Origin of the sequence: Peribacillus muralis (assembly GCF_001439925.1) — a bacterium.
GTDB lineage: Bacteria > Bacillota > Bacilli > Bacillales > DSM-1321 > Peribacillus > Peribacillus muralis.
Genome location: NZ_LMBV01000004.1, coordinates 209,928 through 229,932, shown reverse-complemented (window position 1 = coordinate 229,932; position 20,005 = coordinate 209,928). Strand labels below are relative to the sequence as shown.

Sequence of the window (20,005 nt, the reverse complement as noted above, 5' to 3'; positions counted from 1 at the left end):
TAAAAGCTCCGCTGGAAAAGCTAGCGGAGCTTTTATCGTTAGTGCTGCATTTCATCTCTGTCCTCGGAAATCGAGCTTAAGGCAATGCCAGCCTCTGAACTTGTTTGTTTGTGTATGGCAAGATCTCCTAAAGCAATAATCCCGATTAGCTTGCCATTTTCAACAATAGGCAGCCTCCTGATTTGTTCATTACCCATTAACTCCTCTGCTTCGTCCACTAGCATATCGGAGGTGCCCGTTATAAGATGAGTGGACATCACATCGGTTATTCTGGTCGAATTGGGCTTTTTCCCGGCAACACAGCGGATTACGATATCCCTATCGGTAATGACGCCTACCAACTGGCCATTATCCAACACAGGAATGACCCCAACATCATGCTCCTTCATTTTTACGGCAGCCTCATAAATATTATCTTCCACAGTACAAAAGTCCACATCCATAGACATAATATCCTTCAAAGCAGTCATGAAACCCCTCCATTAATCATACGTTGCTTGATTATTTTTGACTTCAGGAAGGAAATTATTCAGCTTAATGCAAGGTTCATTCCACATACTTCCCATGATCGGGCTTAGCCAAAGAGTCGAATTCCCTTGCAAGCTTAGATAGCCCAAGCTTCAATTCTTCCCCTTCCGCAGGATACCCGTGCCCGGTTACAGCGATATTAGGCTTCAGTGCTTCAAGCAACGTCACAGATTGCTTGGCCGCCTCCCAATCGGTTGTCAAATACCGCGGCGGGCCAGATATTTCCCTTTCCTGGGTGAAAACCTTATATAAAGAATCCTGCCTGACATTTACAAAAGCATCACCTGCAATCAGACTTCGGTCACTTTCCCGAAAAAGTGAAATATGACCTTTGGTGTGGCCCGGGGTGTGAATCCATTTCCATCCGTCAAGGAATGGTACAGACTGATCAACTGGAAGGGGTTGAACTTTTTCATCCAGATTGATCCCTTCATTCGGAAACATCCAAGAAATTTTGGCGACCATCCCCCCTTCTACTGAAGGGTCAGGTTCAGGATAACTTTCCTGTCCCGTCAAATAAGGCATTTCTTTTATGTGGGCATAGACAGGAGCCTCCCAATACTCCATCAGCTCAATCAATGCACCAACATGGTCGAAATGACCATGCGTCAAAATAATGGCTGCCGGTGGATGGTTCGGTCCATATATGGCTTTGGCCGTCTTCTTTATAAGCTCCGCCGAACGTGGCATTCCTGCATCGACCAACACCCATTCATCACTTTTCGGAAGTCCTAAAAAAATTACATTCACGATTTGAACCGATAGACAATAAATATCCTCCCTAACTTTCCTGACATCTCCATTGCTCATTGATGTCATTGGCAAAACTTTTTCATTCAAATGGTGATCTTCCATTATTTATTAAACCCCCTAATTAGGACATATTGTTGTTTAGGGTACCCTATATGAGAAAAACCAGCCTACAATTTAGAGGCTGGTCAGTTTGCAGAAAAAAGGCTGAAAAACTAATCCGAATTATAGGAGAAAAAATAAACTTGCGAGTAAACGCCCAATCTCGCGAGTTGACCATCCAAATACAGGGAAATACGCTTGAAAACATGGAGTGAAAATCACTGTTCCAATTTTACAAGCCATTAGACTTTATATTATATAAGCTGGTTTTCGTTAGTAAACATCCTTCCGGGTAAAGGCGGTGAACGATACAATCAAAGCAAGCAGCCACCAGACGAGCAGGGTAATGACAGAGGATAAAAGTGTCATTCCCTCGATAGGTGGAGCAGATCCGCTAATATAGGTGGTCAATTTCAAATTTACCATAAAGAAGTATTTTGCTGATTCCCATGATGAAACCATATTGTTCAAGATAGCTCCTGATATCAAGGCTGCTAGCATGATACCCATTCCGGCAGGTGTACTACGAACCAAAACCGATAGCATGAACGAAAGGGTCCCTATCACGACCGCAACCAACCATACGAGTCCCAAATCCATCATAAGGAATTTCCATTGCTCCACTAGCCTTACTTGGCTGACATCCACATCAGAGCCGTTCAATTCGAACCCCGTTATGACCGGTGCCGCCCATCCTTGATAACCAAAAACAAGACCCGATAATAAATAGGACAATAATGCTGTCATTGCCACGATTATTGAAACTGACAATAATAAGGTTACATATTTGCTCATTAAGATTTTCCAGCGCTTCACTGGCCTCGTCAGCAGAAGCTTAATCGTCCCTTGACTATTTTCCGAAGAAACCAAATCACTTGCTACAATCATGATGAGCAGGGGAATGAACAAATCGATGGCATTTTCCAGAAACATGCGTGTAAATGTGGCAGCCCCTGGCTCTGAGGGGTTTATGTCATTGTCGAGGTAATACTGCTGCTGCTTCAGCCCCACTTCTAGCTGTTCACGCCACTCATCGAGCATCCTATTTGAGCTCAAACGGTTTTGCGTATCAATGATTTGCTGCTGAAGAGCCGCTCGCCAATCAACAGTACCCAACTTCTTCTGCTGCTCTTCCACTTGTTTAAATTGTGCGTACGTAAACATCAGCACCAAAATGCCAACGATGATCCCTATTATGACCAACCGTTTCTTTGCCAACAACTTCATCATTTCATTTTGGATCAAGTTATTCAATGCCAGCACCCCCGCCGCCGGTTACTTGTAAAAATAGTTCCTCCAAGCCCGGAAGTTTCCGGTTCATTTCATGCACCTTCACTCCTGCCCGGTTAAGTGCGGCATTCCATTCAGGGGTTTCAAGTTCATCATAAGCAGTAATGATGTATGTTTGATCTACGATTACCTCCGTGAACCCACCAAGGATTTCCACTCCCTTTTGTAATGGCTCTACCCTCCACAGTATCCGCTCTTGTGTAGCCAAAAGGCTTTCCACCGTATCCGTCTGGATTATTTCCCCACTTTTTATGATCGCGACCCGGTCACAAAGTTGCTGGATTTCCCCCAATAAATGCGAAGAAACGAGAACACTCATCCCTTCTTCTTCCGCCAATTTTCTGATGAATTGGCGCATTTCGCGAATGCCTGCAGGATCAAGGCCATTAGTCGGTTCATCCAAAATCAATAGCTTGGGACTATTCAGCATGGCCTGCGCAATTCCCAGACGCTGTCTCATCCCAAGAGAATAGGTCTTCACTTTATCATGAATTCTTGCTTGCAGGCCCACTAGCTCAACGACCTCGGTTATTCTTTGTTTACCCACATTAGGTAGCATCCTTGCAAAGTGTAGCAAATTATCCCAACCACTCAAAAATGGATATAGCTCTGGATTTTCAACGATACACCCCATATGCTGCATGGCCTTCGTGAAATCCTTGCGAACATCATACCCGCATATTTTGATGGATCCCGAAGATGGCTTTATCAGCCCGACCAGCATACGGATGGTGGTCGTTTTACCTGCTCCATTCGGGCCTAAGAAGCCAAAAACCTCGCCTTCTTTCAGTTCAAAATCGATTCCCTTAATAATTTCCCGATCGCCAATCTTTTTTTTCAAGTCCTTAACAGATAACGTCACCTGTTTCATTGTGTCTCATCCTCCCACTTTATTAAAGGAGCAACCCTATCAGCAATTAAGCGATATCCCTTCTTATTCGGGTGAAAATTATCTGAATATAAGTAATCTTTTACCGACAATTGAAATAAATCAAATGTCGGGACGAAAATGGCATTTTTATAATCAGCCACGACTTCTGCCGTTTCATTATTCCAGTCCCTTACGATCCGGTTCGTATCAAGATCTTCATCCAACCCTATAAACGGATTATACAAACCAAGTAAGAAAATGGTAGCTTTATCATTGACTTGATTGATATTTTTAAAAATCTCATCTAAGTTTTCCACATATTCCTTTTGCGACTCAGTGATGACCTGACTATCATAATCAATCAGTGTCTGACCTTTCTGAAATAAGTCGTTGCCGCCAATAGTAAGTAAAATAACATCGGCTGCCTTGATTTGGCGCCTTACTTCCGTTTGTTTAACTTGCTGCACCAATTCTTTTGAAACTTGTCCATTAATACCGAGGTTATGAAAGAGTGGCTTGTGATTATATTCACTCTCCAAATCTTCCAAAACAAGTCCGACGTAACCTTTTCCCGACTCATCACCAGTACCGCGTGTCAACGAATCGCCTAACGCGACTACCGTAAAGTCATTCGGTAAATCCTTGTTGATGGGGGGTGCCTCTTTTCCTCCCAAATCAGAGGTTTTCTTTCCATAATGGTCTAAAATCGCCCATCCAAGACAAAATAAAAAAAACAGTCCGACACAAGCTGAAACAATCGTAGTAACCAACACTTTCGGTTTGTTCAAGAACACTCATCCTTCCATTCATTCTCTACTTTCCATTAAATCATATTATTTCCAAAAACAAAAAACTGAGTGCTCTTTAGATGAATATATCAACATATCCCTCCTATTTACACCGAAAAAGCCTATTCACGGTAAAGGTGAAAAGGCTTTTGAATCTTCCTTCGGATGCAAGGTAGGCCACACTCATCAGCGTTCACATTCCTCCAATTTTGTTATCAGAATTGGAGGAATATGAACGCTAGGCGCTACAATCAATTTTCCAATCTGCCCGCCGTTCTTGTTGGCGCTTTTTGTTTACTATCCAACCTCATGAGCCAGATTGTGAGCAGGACCCCAATTAAGGTGAGCACACTGTAAAATAAATATACCGAATATATACCTGATTTATCTAGGATGATCCCGCCGCCAAATGTGCTGAACCAATTTCCCAAACCATTGCCGATCGCCGAATAGAGCGTAATGGCCGTAACCGTAATATGGGCAGGAACGACCTTCCGAATATACTGTAAGGCCGCAGGAATGAATAGGCCCAGTGAAAAACCTTGGATGACCGAAGTTACGTATACCGTTGCCAAACTCGGTTCGGTAAAATACAGGACCCAGCGAACCAACGATGCCGCTCCAGCTAGTAACGTAATTGGCAGCAAACCTATTCTATGAATCCAGCTGCCAGCCATTCTCATAAACGGAATTTCCGACAAGACAGCCAGAAGGAAGGCGATTCCGATTCCTGTATATGTCCCTCCTCTCGCCTCAACAAACAAACCATAATATACGTTATTGGCTAGATTAGGACCAAAGAGCAGGAATGTTATCGCAAGAAAGATAAGAAATCGTTTCATCGTTAACAATTCCTTCATGCCACTGAAAACCTTTACCTTCCTTCCAGGCGGCTCTTCGGGCAACCGAAGTGCAAGAAGGGCCGCAACCAATAGACCGAGGAAAAAGACGTAAAAAATAATGGATGGACCGATGAACGATTCAGATAACTTCCCCATCATGAAAACGGCCACACCAAAACCAAGCGAACCGAATAAACGGACTTTTCCATAATTCGATTTGATTTTTGTCGTATATTGAAGCGTGATGCTGTCAGAAACCGGGATGATGGCACTTTGAAAGACAGCCAAAGCAATCGCAACGGCCACTAATAGTAAATAAGGCTCAAACAGCAAATATCCTAACCCCAGAACACCAGCAAGAAACGAGGTCAATGCCAGTATTTTAGCTGGTCTTCCGCTCCAATCACAGACAATTCCCCATATAGGCTGGAAAATGATCATAACGATCGGTCCAACTGACATGATTGAGCCTATCTCAAGTCCCGTGAGTCCTGCTTCGTTGGCCAAATAAACGCTTAAGAGCGGCGTTAAACTTCCAACAGCAAAAAAAGAAAATAAGTAAAATACCTTCAAACTTATAACATTAGCACGCATTTGCTTTTCCAAATCCAGTTTCCCCCATGCAGTCATCTTCTACCAAAAACTAGCCATGCAATGTTACCGATTTCCTTGATGATGGCCCTCCGCCCAAGGGTTAATCCGGCCTGCTGAGCCTATTTCCCGGCCGTCCTAGGATTAATTCGACCTGCTGAGTCGATTTTCCGGCCGTTCTTGGATTAATTCGACCTAGTGAGTCCATTTTCCGGCCGTTCTTGGATTAATTCGAACTGCTGAGCCGATATTCCGGCCGTCCTAGAATTAATTCGACCTAGTGAGCCGATATTCCGGCCGTTCTAGGATTAATTCGACCTGCTGAGCCTATTTTCCGGCCGTTCTAGGATTAATTCGACCTGCTGAGTCGATTTTCCGGCCTTTCTAGAATTAATTCGACCTGCTGAGCCTATTTTCCGGCCGTTCTACGATTTATTCGACCTGGTGAGTCGATTTTCCGGCCTAAAGGACGGTTTTTTCGTTACGACATCCCGTGCAAAGCGTCCTTTAAGTGTTTAATCGGAAGCTCATCTCTACCGTTCTATTCTCCTATATTGTAATGGAATTTCATAGTGTCTCAAAGGTTTTTATTTCCTTTCACCTATTCCTTCAAGTTTAATATTTCCAACAAATCCTATTTTCCCTGAAGAAAAGGAGCTTTCTTTCATAAAATCACTAAAATTTGAAATACTATTCTTTTGTATAGAGTAAAATAGAAAAAGCAAGGCTTTTCGATGCCTGGATAACAGATTATATCAATTATGAATGTTAAATTCTTTATTTAATTATACCTATAAGTTTATAATTAAATAGCACATAGAGAGAAAAGGAGTGAGAGGCATGATTATGTCAGACCTGGCAGGAGCAAGTACAGCGGAAATTATGCATAAAAAGACCCAGCATAAAAAATTAACGCTAAGACAAATACTACAAAGGGGTCTTTTAATAACGATCGGCGCAATTTTAATGGCTGTCGGCCTCGAGATTTTTTTGGTACCGAATAATGTCATTGATGGGGGAATAACAGGGATTTCGATTATGTTATCCTACATTACTGGTTGGAAGCTCGGTATCTTCCTTTTCATCTTGAATCTCCCTTTCTTTTTTATCGGGTATAAACAAATTGGGAAAACCTTCGCACTATCTACCTTGTATGGAATTTTAGTCCTTTCCATAACTACTACATTGCTTCATCACGTACCAGCTTTCACTCAAGATATCCTCTTAGCCTCCGCTTTTGGCGGAATGATTCTTGGCATTGGTGTTGGAATGGTCATTCGATATGGCGGCTCATTGGATGGTACAGAAATACTCGCCATTCTTGCGAGCAAAAAGATCCCTTTTTCCGTTGGAGAGATCGTCATGTTCTTCAATGTATTCATCCTTGGCAGTGCTGGCTTCGTTTTCTCTTGGGATCGTGCCATGTATTCGATCATCGCGTATTTCGTAGCCTATAAAACGATGGATATCGTTATCGCTGGGTTGGATGAATCTAAATTCGTTTGGATTATCAGTGATGAGTTCGGTGATATTGGGGATGCAATCATGCACCGCCTTGGAAGGGGTGTAACCTACTTGTCAGGCGAAGGCGCTTATTCCGGGGATGATAAAAAAGTTATATTTTGTGTAATCAACCGGCTAGAGGAAGCAAAGCTCAAGGATATCGTGAAAAGTTTCGATCCCTCTGCATTCCTTGCTGTTGGAGACATTGCAGAAGTTCGCGGAGGCAGGTTCAAGAAAAAGGATATTCACTAAGTTTTACAAACATTCTTCCTGCATTTTGTTTGTAACCTTGGCAAAAAGATAAAAAAAGCTGAAGGGAATCCCCTTCAGCTTTTTTTATGCAAAAATTAATAATTTCTTGGGTTGTTGATTGCTTGAAGCATTCTGGTTCCGGGTTTCATCTCACTGCTGCACAGTGGACAAACATGTTCATCATTACTTGTAAAGTTATCGCGGATCCAACCTTTGCAATCTTCTGATGTACATTCCCATACCTTTGTTTCTTCAGGAATGATTTCTTCCGTATTATTTCTTCTATACATATATCTCACTCCTTAGAATTGAATTGACTCCGTCCTGCATAAAAGCTCTCAAGCCATAAAGATAAAAGAAGAATAGATGGCAATAAGTCTAAAATAATCGTGAGTAGTCACTCATGCTTATTCTCCACACTCAAGAAGTTGAGAATGGGACCATGAATTTTTAATATCTCAATAATCATTATAGCATATATATGCTTTTAATAATTGAGTAAAGATTCTAAAGGAGAAATGATTCTGTAAATAACACTATTCTTAAGCCGGATAAATTTGAAACACAGTCCCGATAACCCCTCGAGGTAATCGGGACTGTGTTGTTTTAAGAATCCATTCCATATGATTCTTCCTGCCGGTGTTTCTAAATGAACCGACATGAGAGTAATTTTAGTGCCAAAACCTAAAACAATGAAAGCCCTGCCTCTCTCCCATCCATACGGTTCCTAGACCGTGCCTGCGAGAATCAGATAAAAGCTTATAAGTACATGTTTATTAATTAAAACCGTCCGTAATTCCAATTGGGAAAAGTATATTCCAAAAGATAAATGGTACATAGAAGTAAGTTAATGAAGAACAGAAATGGATCGAGGAAAATACTTGGTGACTACATGTATTTCTTTTTTCTAGATGTGTTTAACTTGATTCTACTCCATCAAGCAATATGATGATGGAAAATTATTTGATTAATAAAAATGTTACTTTAAATTACCCTCCAGTGCTTCCTGTTAACAACACTGAAATTTAATCTTATCACATTTATCCACACATGTAAAGCTCCTAATAGCAAAAAAATAAAGAGGCAATGTTTCACCTCTTTTATTTAAACGCATTATATTCATTTTCGATTTTGGGCAGTTCCCTGATTTCCTCGACCAATTGACTTCCGCACATCGGGCAATCGTAGTTTTCCGAGGCAAAATCCTTTCTCATCCAACCATTGCAATCTGCTGATCCGCACGCATATACTACCGTATCTTCCATAATGATTTCTGGTTCCTCTGAATTCTTTTTGCCAAAATACATGAGCAACCTCCTCTTTTTTATATAAAGACTCTGATTAAAGGCAGCGACCTTAACCTTTACATCAACCCTAGTATACGCATTAAACCAAAATCTTATTAATTCAGGAAAAGATTACCCAAAAATCTTTTCATTTTACCCGTTTTCCAATCCTGCTTTCACCATGATCGCTTTAATCATAAAGTATGAAAAATGATCAGGCAGCGCTTCTTTCAGTGGTTTTAGTTTTTCAGAATCGGATTGTGTCGCCGTTTCCAATACGAGATTGTACTCTTCAGCCGAGAAAATATCTTCCCATTTGATGTCTAACTGCTCTTGTGCACACTTTATTAGATGATTTTCAACAGAAATTGAAGACAGCCCTCTCAAGGACGCAATTTCTTGAATTGATTTGCCCTCTTGAAATAAGTGGTAGCTTTCTAGATGTGATGGTGCCGTGCTCCGCTTACCTGTTTCCTTAGTCTTCATTATATTCACTTCCACTTCAGGATGTGCCTGGACATATTGGGAGATCCTTTCGAGGAACACGGTACCGAAGCGCTCGAACTTCTGGGTGCCTACCCCTTTGACTTCAAGGAATGCCTGTTCCGTTCCAGGTAATTTTGCGGCCATATCTTTTAAGGACGCATCGGAAAAAATTATGAATGGCGGGACTTTTTCCTTTGTGGCGATTTCTTTTCTTAGCTGCCTTAACTCTTCAAACAAGCCATGATCCACACTGATGATGCTGCTTACTTGCTTCAATTCTTTCCGAAGTACTTTTTTCTGCCCCAAAAGAACCTCCCTGCCAGCATTGGTAACTTTCAGAACAGGAAATTGCCCGCCCGTCATTTCGATATACTGTTTAGCTGTCAGGAAATCAATGAAATCACCCACATCTTTTGCCGTTTGATTATTGATGATTCCATAAGTCGAAAGCTTCTGAAAGCCAAACTCCTCCACTTTCTTGTTACGTGAACCTGTCAACACCTGTGAAATCATCGTTTTACCAAATCGTTCACCCATACGCAGCATGCACGAAAGAACCATCTGTGCCTGTGTTGTTACATCAACGGAATCGCGTTTATCTGTACAGTTCTCGCAATGACCACAATCCTCAGGATTTTCTTCCCCGAAATAGCGAAGAATATAGGCCTGTAAACAGCCTTCGGTAAAGCAATAATCCTTCATTTTATTTAACTTCTTCAGCTCCTGAGATTGCCACTCCTGAGAGGGGTTTGATTGATCAATCAAGAATCGTTGGATTTGCATATCTTGCGGCGAATACAAAAGGATGCATTCACTATCCAATCCATCCCGACCTGCACGGCCCGCTTCCTGATAATAACTCTCCATATTTTTTGGCGTTTGATAATGAATGACGTATCTGACATTCGATTTATCAATACCCATGCCAAAGGCCGAAGTCGCAACCATCAAGGAAACTTCATCACGAATGAATTCATCCTGCTGTTTTGAACGATCCTGCTCATTCATCCCGGCGTGATATCGTCCTGTTTTGAACCCAGCCTTATTAAGCTTCGCATGTAATGAGTCTACTTCTTTCCGCGTTGCGGCATATATGATGCCTGATTCATTTTTATTTTTCTCTATATAACGCATTAAAAAACGTCCGCGATTTTCTTCCTTCACAACGGAGAAGAATAAATTTTCCCTGGAGAACCCCGTTGAAATGGCATGCTCCTTGGATATACCAAGCGACTGACATATATCATCGGTCACGTGCGGCGTGGCCGTCGCCGTCAAGGCCAGGACAGTCGGTTCTGCTGGCATGTTCTTCAGCAGTGTTTTGATTTTTAAATAGCTTGGTCGAAAGTCATGACCCCATTGAGAAATACAATGAGCTTCATCAATGGCTACCAAGGAAATTTCCACACTAAACAATTCCTGTTGAAATGCAGGGTTTTCCAGTCTTTCAGGAGCCACGTATACCAACTTATATCTTCCTTGCTTAATATCGTTCATTCTCTTTGCAGATTCCAAACCTGAAATGGAACTATTCAGAAATGTGGCATCAATCCCGTTTTGTTCGAGGGCATCTACTTGATCCTTCATCAAGGAAATAAGCGGGGAGATCACGAGTGTAACACCAGGCAGCAGAAGTGCCGGAATTTGATAACAAATGGATTTACCACCGCCAGTGGGCATGATTCCCGCTGTATTCATTCCTTTTAACACCTGTTCAATAATCTGTTCCTGGCCTTTTCGAAAAGATTCATAACCATAATACTGCTGTAAATATTCACGTGCTTTTTCCATCAATTCACTACTCCTCCTATTTATGTTGTAAGTTCCGATAAGGGGCTTTTCCTTTCATTGTACCTGCTTTTCCGATGAACCAAAAGCATAAAAAAAGAGTAGACACATAAATCTCCGTGTCTACTCTACTCTTATATATGAACATGTTTTGCATAGGTAAGTTAATTCAGGACTTGAACTTTAACATTTTTAACGCCCCAATTATTGGCGTCCTGCTCATTAGGAACAAAGATGTCGACTCTATTACCCTTGATGGCACTGCCCGTATCGGCAGCTGTTGCGTATCCATAGCCCTCGACATAAACTTTTGAACCTAGCGGAATGACTGACGGATCCACTGCAATCACCTTTGCATCAGGATTAGCCTTCAAGTCCACGCCTGTTGCTGTAGTGCCGCTGCAGCCTTGACAATCAGCGGTATATGCCGTTGCTCTAGCGGTCAACTCTTTTTCCACACCCGCTTGATCGTTGGATTCTTGATTTGTTTCTGCCTTTTCAGGTTGTTCTACTGGTTTAGCTTGTTCTGCTGGCTCAGCTTGTTCTACTGGCTCAGCTTGTTCTACTGGTTCGGCTTGTTCTGCCGGTGCAGCCTGTGCTGATGCTGGCTCAGGGCCTGCCGTCGCCGCTTCCACTTTGTTGCCCGCTGGCTTAATGACTAAATCCTGATCCGGATGGATGGTTTCGGAATTTAAGTCGTTCCAAGATTTAATATCATTTACCGATACATCATATTTGTGCGCTATTTCCGATAATGTCTCCCCTGACTTGACTTTATGGTGCTGTTCTTGAGAGATATGTATAGTTTCTCCTACATAAATCGAGTCTGAAGACATATCATTCCAAGACTTAATATCTTCTATTGATACTTTATACGATTGAGATATCCCCCATAATGTGTCTCCATCTTTCACTTTGACATCTTCTGCTTGTACCGGAATTGTGAATGCACCGGATATTGCAGCCGCTGCCGCTAACGATAAGATTGATTTTTTCATATGTTGTTACCTCCTTGTGAGCTGCTTTATAAGCTACGAGTTAAATCTTAACATAGTTTTTTTCTATACAAAGAACAAACAGATAAAGAATAGATGACAAACATCACAGCAAGATAACGGGAGGATAACAAGTTGTTTTAATATTCTGATAATATTTATTTAACCACTACCTCCCATTTTCAGGTCCAGTGGGCTCCAGCCTGGGTTTACGGTACATCATTATTAGAAGCTATTTCTTTACTTTACAAACGAGGAGATCATAGCATTGCAGGTTTTAAAAGGGAAAATATAAAAACAGCCCCCCGATTGGTAGACTTATGTCTAGCAATCGGGGGGCTGTTCGCTTTCGATCATTTACGGTCTGAAGAGTAAGTCCATCCATCTTCCTGATAAATCTTATCTTCCTTCATCAATTTGCCAAGAGCACGTTTGAACGCTCCCTTGCTTAAACCGAAATTAAATTGAATATCACCTGGAGGTGTTTTATCGCCATAAGGCATTGCGCCGCCACGATTCATTAAGTACTTGAAAATGACATCGGCATCTTCGTCCATCAAATCTTGTTTAAACGGAATTAGCGAGACGTTCAGCGTACCATCTTCTTTGCTATCTATGACCCGGCCTTCTACCAATTCCCCAAGACGTGGCTCCTCCTTGCGTTCACTTTCATGAATGAAGCAACGATAGCCTTCTTGTGAAACAAAGAAAGATCCAACCATAAGCAGACGATAGACGTTCCCGCTCACGGTTGTATTTCGGACCCCTTTTAATGGAGCTTTCACGACAATCTCCTGGATTACATCTTCCGTTGCAAGCTTACCGAACAAGCGGTCATTCCGATCCGTCTTCAAGGATACATAAAGCCGATCGCCAACCTCAGGCCATAACCGATCAATATTCGGCAGATCATCAAGAGATACAAGAATATCTTTGGAGAGGCCGATGTTTACAAACACTCCAAGCTTCCTTTTCACATTGACAACTTCCGCCCATCCATATCGATCGATTTGAATCTCGGGAATCTTCATTGTCGACGTTAGACGCGCTTGTTTATCATGGTAGATGAATACCGTCACCGCATCACCAATCTCAAGCTCCGTCCCCTCAATCATTTCATTATGATGAAGTAAGACATCTTCTGAACCATCAGTTAAAAACCAACCGAAATCCGCCTTACGTTCCACTTCCAACTCTACAGCCATACCGGCCTGGATTTTTTGCATGTATATGAATCCTCCTGTAACGTACCTTTACCTAAAATTGTATGTCATTCATTATTTTTTCCAACATCTTTGAATTTATCATTTTTTTGTTGTTATGTATACCTATTCCTGTTTTTTTCTTTACACTTGGTCACCTTCATTACAGGAATGCGGTATCAAGATTTGCCCTTTTTTCCTCGTGCTTAACAGCGTATGCATGATCACTTTGGACAATTGCCTCGGCTTGTATGGCTTAACTAAATAATCGTTGGCCCCCAAGGAAAGTCCCTTTTCCCTTTCATCAAGTGCGGTTGATATGAAAACAGGTATCTCCTTCAAGTCAGCGGAAATTTTCAACTCCCTTAAGATTCCCCACCCATCCATCTCTCCTTCTTCAAGAAGGATATCTAGCACAATGGCGTCAGGCGGTGAGTTTTTCAACTCCTGAAAAGCTTTTCTTCCACTATTGAAATAATTCACATGAAAGCCGCTATCCATCAATTCATATTTCAATAGTTCCGCTAAATTAATATCGTCCTCGATAACCATGATTTCATAGCTCAGTTTCATCGACTGTCGATCATGATTCGGGCCCATTTCCTTTTGAGCAACCCTCGGTAAAGAAATGGTAAACGTGCTCCCATGTCCGTAATGTGAAACCACCGTCACCTCACCTCCATGTGATTTGATGATTTCATCAACGATGGCCAGCCCTAATCCGGTTCCTCCAATTCTGCGGCGATCTGAATTGTCGACTCGATAAAACTTCTGAAATAAATGGGGCAGTGATTCTTTGGGGATGCCAAGCCCTTCATCCTCAATATCAACGGAAAGCTTATCATTCCTACTGCAAACACGGACGACTATTTTGCCGCCATCAGGAGAATACTTGATTGAATTGCTTAGAAGGTTGGTAAAAGCTTGTTCTATCTTTATCCGATCTCCTAAAATGATCAAGTCCGTTGTTTCAACCTGGAGTTGAATATCGTGATGTTCTGTATTTATTTCCAGATGTTCAATTACCTTCTGAAGGATTGGCAGGATATCAACATATTTTTTTTCGTACATTTGTTTGCCGGACTCCATTTTTTGAACATCAAGAAAATCATTGATAAGTGCGGTGAGCCGCTTTGCTTCATTGTAAATAGTCTGTAAATATTTTATCTGTCTTTCGGGCTTCAATGGTTTATTCAGCATCAATTCGGCAAAACCAAGAACACTTGCAAGCGGAGTTCTCAATTCGTGGCTGACCGTACTGACGAACTCGGATTTCATTTGATCCACTTCATATTCCTTCGTTATGTCCCGATAAACCAAAATTGTACCAAAGCCCTCTTCACGGTAGCGTAATGCTTCGAAATATACCTTTATGACCTGATTCGTCTCTTTCTTCTTAAATGTAAAGCTTCGTTGTTCATGATTGGTTGCTTCAAGATGCTGAAACGCCTCATCCAATGAACGGGAAAATCCGTCCCCCTCCATTTGACCAGTCATCTCGGCACTCCACTTCTCCCATGGCAAATCAATGATCTGCTCAGGGGTAGAACCGGTTTTAAAAATATCGCAGAAAGGCTGATTAACCTGAACGACCTTCCCATCCTGATCGATCAACTGGATGCCTTCCTTTATCGTGTTCAGAATATCTTGATTTAACCTTCGATTCCCCTCGGTTTGCTCGTATAGCTTAATCTTATCAAGCGACGTTGAAATCTGCTTCGCCAGCGTTTCGCATTCTTCCACTTCTTGATCGGTAAAGGGCGTTCCATATCTGCTGAAAACCATGATGGCATCCACTTCTTGAAATGTCGATAAAACAGGTAGATATAAGTCATAACTGTAATTCGTATTTTCGTGGTACCCTTTCTCTGCGTCCAATTGTTCTCGTTTTATCGTGAAGGGCTTTTTTTCTTTTAGCAAGCGATAATTCAAACCACTGTCGATGTTATTGCGGAATTGCTTCACTCCATTTTCAGAAATTCCAAATGACGAAGAGGAATCTTCATGAACTAAAGCAATCATCCCACGATCAGCCGAAATGATGTTACTCATATTAACGACAATGCTATTTAATACTTCGTTTTTATCTAAAGTGGAGGATATCCCATTGATCAGTTCATTTCTCCTTGTTAGCTTTTGTTCATTATCCCTTATGATTCCAAGCGTCACTTGCAGTTCGTTTTGCTGGGCCTGCAGCTCATCCTGCTGGGCAAGCAGTTCTTCATTATGCGCCATCAATTCCTGCTCTTTGTCCTGAACGCTAGCTAACATTTTCTTGAAGGCAACCGACAAAACCCCAAGTTCATCCATGCGATTTTCGTTGACGGAAATGACAGCCTCCCGACCAGCTGCAATCTCATTGGCTGCCACTGAGAAATCGGCAAGTGGCTTACCGATGTTCCTGATAATCGATCTGACAATGAACAGGCAGATGAATAAGAAAAAAAGAACGAAACCGACAAAAACTCCTTGAAGGATGGACTGCTCCTTTGTAAGATTTTTCACATTTTCATCACGCTTATCGGCCAAATTGTTTAAATATGATTTAATTAAGCCGCGAAAATCCGAAATTTGAGCCGAGATTTGTATACCGCCAAAATAATCATCGGAAAAAGTCTCAAGCTTATCGGAAATGATCCTATCTTCCTTGGAACTGGCAATAGCCCTAAACTCTTCGATTTTTTTCCTTAATGAAGCTTCCTCTTGAATTGCTTCATCCTTTAACCCATCCTTATCAAACACATCGGATGCCGGCATAGTTAAAAAAACTGTATGATATTGGTCGAGTATCTCCTCCACTAACAATTGCTTCTCGACAATGCTTTGCCGCTTCTGGAGATATTCTGCGTGCAAAGATTGCAATTGGTAAAATAATATTCCTGTTCCGGCAATGAATATGATGATGCACCCCGACATCAAAGACACGACCTGCCTGGATAGACTGTTAGTTCTGTAAAGATTCAGCTTCATGCAGAATAACCTCTATCTGTTCGATTAGCTTTAACGGACTGAATGGCTTGGCCATAAAATAATCCGCACCCGCTTCCAAAATTCTTTCCTGTTCGAATTGCTGGCTTTTGGCAGATAACATGAGAATCTTCCCTTGATTTTTTATTTCGGACGACTGGATTTTTTCGATGATCTCCAATCCGGTATACCCAGGCATCATATAATCAAGAATAATTAGATCATAGGTGCGGTTCTTAAGGAGCTTTACGGCTTCGATTCCATCTGCCGCTTCGTCAACCACATAATCCTCATCCTCGAGGGTATCCACTACGAGCATCCGTAACACTTCTTCATCTTCCACTAATAAAATTCGTTTCATCATTCAATCTCCTTGAAATGGTTTTTAAAATACCGAAACATCGGCGCGCAACCAGATATCCGTATGTAAGTGTTTCTAGATCGCTTACTTAAAATGGTTTAGATAAGCTTTATCAACAAACGCTCTATCCTTGCCTTTAGTTCCGTTATGCTAAATGGTTTCGTTACATAATCGTCCGCGCCTAATTTCAATGCTTTTGCAATATCGTCCCTGCTCTTTCTTCCTGTCAGCATCAGTACGGTATAAAAATCCGCATTACTGCCCTGTTTCACGTTCTGCAGCACCTCGATTCCATCCATGTTCGGCATCACTCCATCAAGGATTAGAAAATGCCCGACATTCTCCTTGGCTCGGTCGGAATTCAAAAACGAAGGGCCGTCTTCATAAACGGCAATATTCAAATCGAAGTGCGGTACCTGCAACGACCGCAGTGCTTTAGTTAAGATGGTCCGGATAATAATATCATCATCAATCACGGAAACATTAAGAGATTTCTTGTTAAAGCGTGTTCGCTGTGTGCTTTCAACCTTTGCACGTCCGGTACGCTTTGCTTCATATAAAGAAGTGTCCGCTTCTTCAAGGGCCTTCTTTGGCGTAACACTGTCATTTTCAACCGTAAATACACCGGCCGAAAATGTAACCGAAAACGTTTGCCCATCGTGGGAGAATTCCTTTGTCGAAAATTCCTTGATTAAACTTGTTAACTTATGCTTGGCTTGATCGGATGAAGTATCAGGGAAAATAAGCACAAATTCTTCCCCTCCATAGCGGCAGATCAAATCCGAACTCCTGATTTGGCTTTTAATGAATTGAGCAAACTCTACCAGGACAAAGTCTCCCACCGCATGTCCAAATCGATCATTCACCCGCTTAAAGTGATCTATATCAATGATGCTTATCGTGAAGTGCTGTCCTGACCGCTTAAAGTCATGGAAATAACGCGTCAGTGTGTCTTCAAGGAACCTCCGGTTATATACTTGTGTCAGTTCATCCACCAAAACCGATTGATCAAAAATCCTCTTCCGCTCTATATGTCTTTCCATCTTTGCGATAAACTCATCTATATCGATCGGCTTTCCAATGAAATCATCCGCTCCCATCTTGAATGCTTTTATTCGGGTATGCTTATCGTTCTGAATGCTGATCATGATTTTCGGAATGAAATATTTCTCATTATGCAAATGAATGTCCTGAAGGATCTGAAACCCATCCTTTGCAGGCAGCTGGATATCAAGAATCAGGCAATCTGGCTGCATTTCAAAGTATTGATTAGTCGCCTTGACGGGATCGGCATTCGTGATCACCATCCATCCTTGTTCCTCCAAAACATCTTTCAATAAAATCAGCATGGATATGTCATCATCAATGATTTGGATGAGGGGGGCCTGCGAATCACATACCGGCTTTTTCTTTATTTCAATTTCATCAAAATGCTCATATTCGTATGTATGTTCAATAAGATCGAACAGGAAATTCCTAAGATCGGATGGTATCCATAATCGATCACCGTCTTCATAAGTTTCTTCTAACAGCTGTTCTGTGATTGCCATAAGTCCACATAATTGCAGCGTTCCAGCCGTTCCTTTAATTGAATGCAAAAAACGGAATACTTCTTGGTCCGGAATTGTCTGAACTTCTTCAAGCTCTAGCCACTCTGAAAGTTTGTTTTTAATATTTTTAAATAAGCTATTTTTGTATTTTTCGATATTTACAAGTTTCACTTTTAATCACTTGACCCTTTCTTCTTGTGCGAATAAGCCTTTTTAACTACTAACTTTGTTTCATTATACTATTTTTAGGTCTATAGTATATTATTTCAGGAATATTTTACAACATATATGTTTGTCTATAAATAGAATATCGCCATCTTGCAAAATTTATTTACATGATACTCGCGGTCTAACAACACATTTTTTATAAAAGGGATTTCAATGATATAATTTATTGACCAACTGAAAGGAATGGGAAAACATTCATGACAAAAAAATTATTTTATACATCCCCCAAAACCTCCCAATGGGAGTCAAAGATCCAGCAGTGCTTCAAAGAAAATGACTATTACTACATTAAACTTGATGAGACGGCCTTCTATCCAGAAGGAGGCGGCCAACCTTCCGATAAAGGAACCATCGATGGTCTCGCCGTTCTTGACATAATTAAAGAAGCGGATGGAGATATCCTTCATAAGCTTGAGGAAAGGCCAGGTTCGGAGACTGTACAGTGTGAACTGGATTGGGCACGCCGCTTCGATCACATGCAATCGCATAGCGGCCAGCATCTACTCTCAGCCGTCTGCCGGGAACTTTTTGACGCAAATACGGTCAGCTTCCACCTTGGAAAAGAGTACTTGACCATCGATATAACGGAATCCAATTGGACTGAAGTACATACGATGGCAGCTGAAGAAAAGGTGAATCAATATATCATAGAAAATCTCGAACTACTCACCTACTACGTAACAAAGGAAGAATTGCAGAATCTCCCTGTTGTCAAGATGCCAAAGGTTTCAGACAATATCCGGATCGTGGAAATCAAAGGGATAGAATATAACCCGTGTGGTGGAACCCACGTTGAACGAACCGGGGAAATTGGCATGATTAAAATTCTAAAGACGGAGAAGCAGAAGGAACATACCCGCCTCTATTTTAAATGCGGCTTCAGGGCATTGAATGATTATTCCGAAGGTCTTGGCATTCTTTCTACACTAACAAATAAATTCAACACCGGACGTACAGAAATTCTCAATCGGATCGAAAAATTGGAAAATGACTACAAACAGCTGCTATCGGCAAACGAACACCTAAAGCTTGAAAATGCAAAATTCCTGGCTGACTCCTTGCTTGCAGAAGAAAATGAGGAAGGGTTCATTCATCATCTATTCGAGGAAAGCTCACTGAAAGAACTGCAAAATCTAGCAGCTACGATCGCAAAAAAAGAAAAAGTGCTCGTATTATTGGCCTCGCTAAAGGACCAAAATGTGGTTCTTTCCAACAGTGGCCCCTTGCCTATACATTGTGGACAATATTTCAAAGCCCAGCTAAGTCTCTTTAACGGGAAAGGCGGCGGAAGTGAACAAACTGCCCAAGCAGGCTTCAACTCACAACATGATCTACAGGCCTTCTACCAGTTCACAATCGAAAAACTGCTTCAAAATTCCGCCGAATAAAACCGAGCCGAAAGCATCAACCGCCTAAAGAAGATGCAATGTCGTTGGAACGGCTGTGCGAGACTCCCCTTAGGAATACATGTCCAAGGGAGAACCTCGGCCCATGCGCCGAGGTCACTGATAAAGTCCATTAAAGAAAAAAAGAAGTTGATACCTACTATTTGTAGATAATCAACTTCTTTTATTTAGGGACAATTTTTCAAGTAGTCTCCGCAATACTCCGTGGAGGCTACACCT

General features: G+C 41.6%; 16 protein-coding genes. 2 read left to right on the top strand and 14 right to left on the bottom strand.

The annotated features are described in order from the left end of the window. Positions 1-38 precede the first annotated feature (38 nt). The 6 genes from ASU00_RS07620 to ASU00_RS07595 form a co-directional block, all read right to left on the bottom strand. Positions 39-470: a CBS domain-containing protein gene (locus ASU00_RS07620; RefSeq protein ID WP_057912851.1), complete on the bottom strand. Its 432-nt coding sequence runs from the start codon at positions 468-470 to the stop codon at positions 39-41. Positions 471-546: 76 nt separating this feature from the next. Next, positions 547-1,383 (bottom strand): MBL fold metallo-hydrolase, encoded by an 837-nt coding sequence (locus ASU00_RS07615; RefSeq protein ID WP_057912850.1) that lies wholly within the window; start codon positions 1,381-1,383, stop codon positions 547-549. Positions 1,384-1,653: 270 nt separating this feature from the next. Further along, positions 1,654-2,634, bottom strand: a complete 981-nt coding sequence (locus ASU00_RS07610; protein ID WP_057912849.1) for an ABC transporter permease — start codon at positions 2,632-2,634, stop codon at positions 1,654-1,656. Continuing rightward, positions 2,627-3,541, bottom strand: a complete 915-nt coding sequence (locus ASU00_RS07605; RefSeq protein WP_057912848.1) for an ABC transporter ATP-binding protein — start codon at positions 3,539-3,541, stop codon at positions 2,627-2,629. Before ASU00_RS07605 ends, ASU00_RS07610 begins: the two co-directional genes overlap by 8 nt. Further along, positions 3,538-4,329, bottom strand: a complete 792-nt coding sequence (locus ASU00_RS07600) for an SGNH/GDSL hydrolase family protein (protein ID WP_057912847.1) — start codon at positions 4,327-4,329, stop codon at positions 3,538-3,540. The genes ASU00_RS07605 and ASU00_RS07600 overlap by 4 nt, the downstream gene beginning before the upstream one ends. Positions 4,330-4,580: 251 nt before the next feature. After that, complete coding sequence (locus ASU00_RS07595; RefSeq protein ID WP_152983702.1) at positions 4,581-5,777, bottom strand: MFS transporter; 1,197 nt, start codon at positions 5,775-5,777, stop codon at positions 4,581-4,583. Between the two features lie 867 nt (positions 5,778-6,644). Between ASU00_RS07595 and ASU00_RS07590 the strand changes: the two genes are divergently transcribed. Continuing rightward, complete coding sequence (locus ASU00_RS07590; RefSeq protein ID WP_152983711.1) at positions 6,645-7,517, top strand: YitT family protein; 873 nt, start codon at positions 6,645-6,647, stop codon at positions 7,515-7,517. A 95-nt stretch (positions 7,518-7,612) separates the two neighbouring features. On the opposite strand, the gene ASU00_RS07585 is transcribed toward ASU00_RS07590, so the two are convergent. The 8 genes from ASU00_RS07585 to ASU00_RS07550 all read right to left on the bottom strand — a co-directional run bounded on the left by ASU00_RS07585 (position 7,613) and on the right by ASU00_RS07550 (position 18,323). Then, entirely contained in the window at positions 7,613-7,807 is a 195-nt protein-coding gene (locus tag ASU00_RS07585; RefSeq protein ID WP_034307294.1) for a cold-shock protein, read from the bottom strand. 810 nt (positions 7,808-8,617) lie between these two features. After that, positions 8,618-8,824 (bottom strand): cold-inducible protein YdjO-related protein, encoded by a 207-nt coding sequence (locus ASU00_RS07580; protein ID WP_057912846.1) that lies wholly within the window; start codon positions 8,822-8,824, stop codon positions 8,618-8,620. A gap of 132 nt (positions 8,825-8,956) precedes the next feature. Beyond that, the gene (gene recQ, locus ASU00_RS07575) at positions 8,957-11,083 is read right to left on the bottom strand and encodes a DNA helicase RecQ (protein WP_152983701.1); all 2,127 of its coding nucleotides are present in this window, start codon (positions 11,081-11,083) and stop codon (positions 8,957-8,959) included. Between the two features lie 158 nt (positions 11,084-11,241). Then, positions 11,242-12,075 (bottom strand): 3D domain-containing protein, encoded by an 834-nt coding sequence (locus ASU00_RS07570; RefSeq protein WP_057912844.1) that lies wholly within the window; start codon positions 12,073-12,075, stop codon positions 11,242-11,244. 350 nt (positions 12,076-12,425) lie between these two features. Further along, positions 12,426-13,298 (bottom strand): CvfB family protein, encoded by an 873-nt coding sequence (locus tag ASU00_RS07565; RefSeq protein WP_057912843.1) that lies wholly within the window; start codon positions 13,296-13,298, stop codon positions 12,426-12,428. Between the two features lie 120 nt (positions 13,299-13,418). Further along, positions 13,419-16,244, bottom strand: a complete 2,826-nt coding sequence (locus ASU00_RS07560) for an ATP-binding protein (RefSeq protein ID WP_057912842.1) — start codon at positions 16,242-16,244, stop codon at positions 13,419-13,421. Continuing rightward, positions 16,219-16,602 carry a response regulator transcription factor gene (locus ASU00_RS07555; protein ID WP_057912841.1) on the bottom strand — a complete coding sequence of 128 codons (384 nt, stop codon included), beginning with the start codon at positions 16,600-16,602 and terminating at the stop codon, positions 16,219-16,221. The genes ASU00_RS07560 and ASU00_RS07555 overlap by 26 nt, the downstream gene beginning before the upstream one ends. 98 nt (positions 16,603-16,700) lie before the next feature. Next, complete coding sequence (locus tag ASU00_RS07550; RefSeq protein WP_236712634.1) at positions 16,701-18,323, bottom strand: GGDEF domain-containing response regulator; 1,623 nt, start codon at positions 18,321-18,323, stop codon at positions 16,701-16,703. A 254-nt stretch (positions 18,324-18,577) separates the two neighbouring features. Here ASU00_RS07550 and ASU00_RS07545 point away from each other — a divergent pair, with 254 nt between their 5' ends. Beyond that, positions 18,578-19,768: an alanyl-tRNA editing protein gene (locus ASU00_RS07545; protein ID WP_057912840.1), complete on the top strand. Its 1,191-nt coding sequence runs from the start codon at positions 18,578-18,580 to the stop codon at positions 19,766-19,768. Positions 19,769-20,005 lie beyond the last annotated feature (237 nt).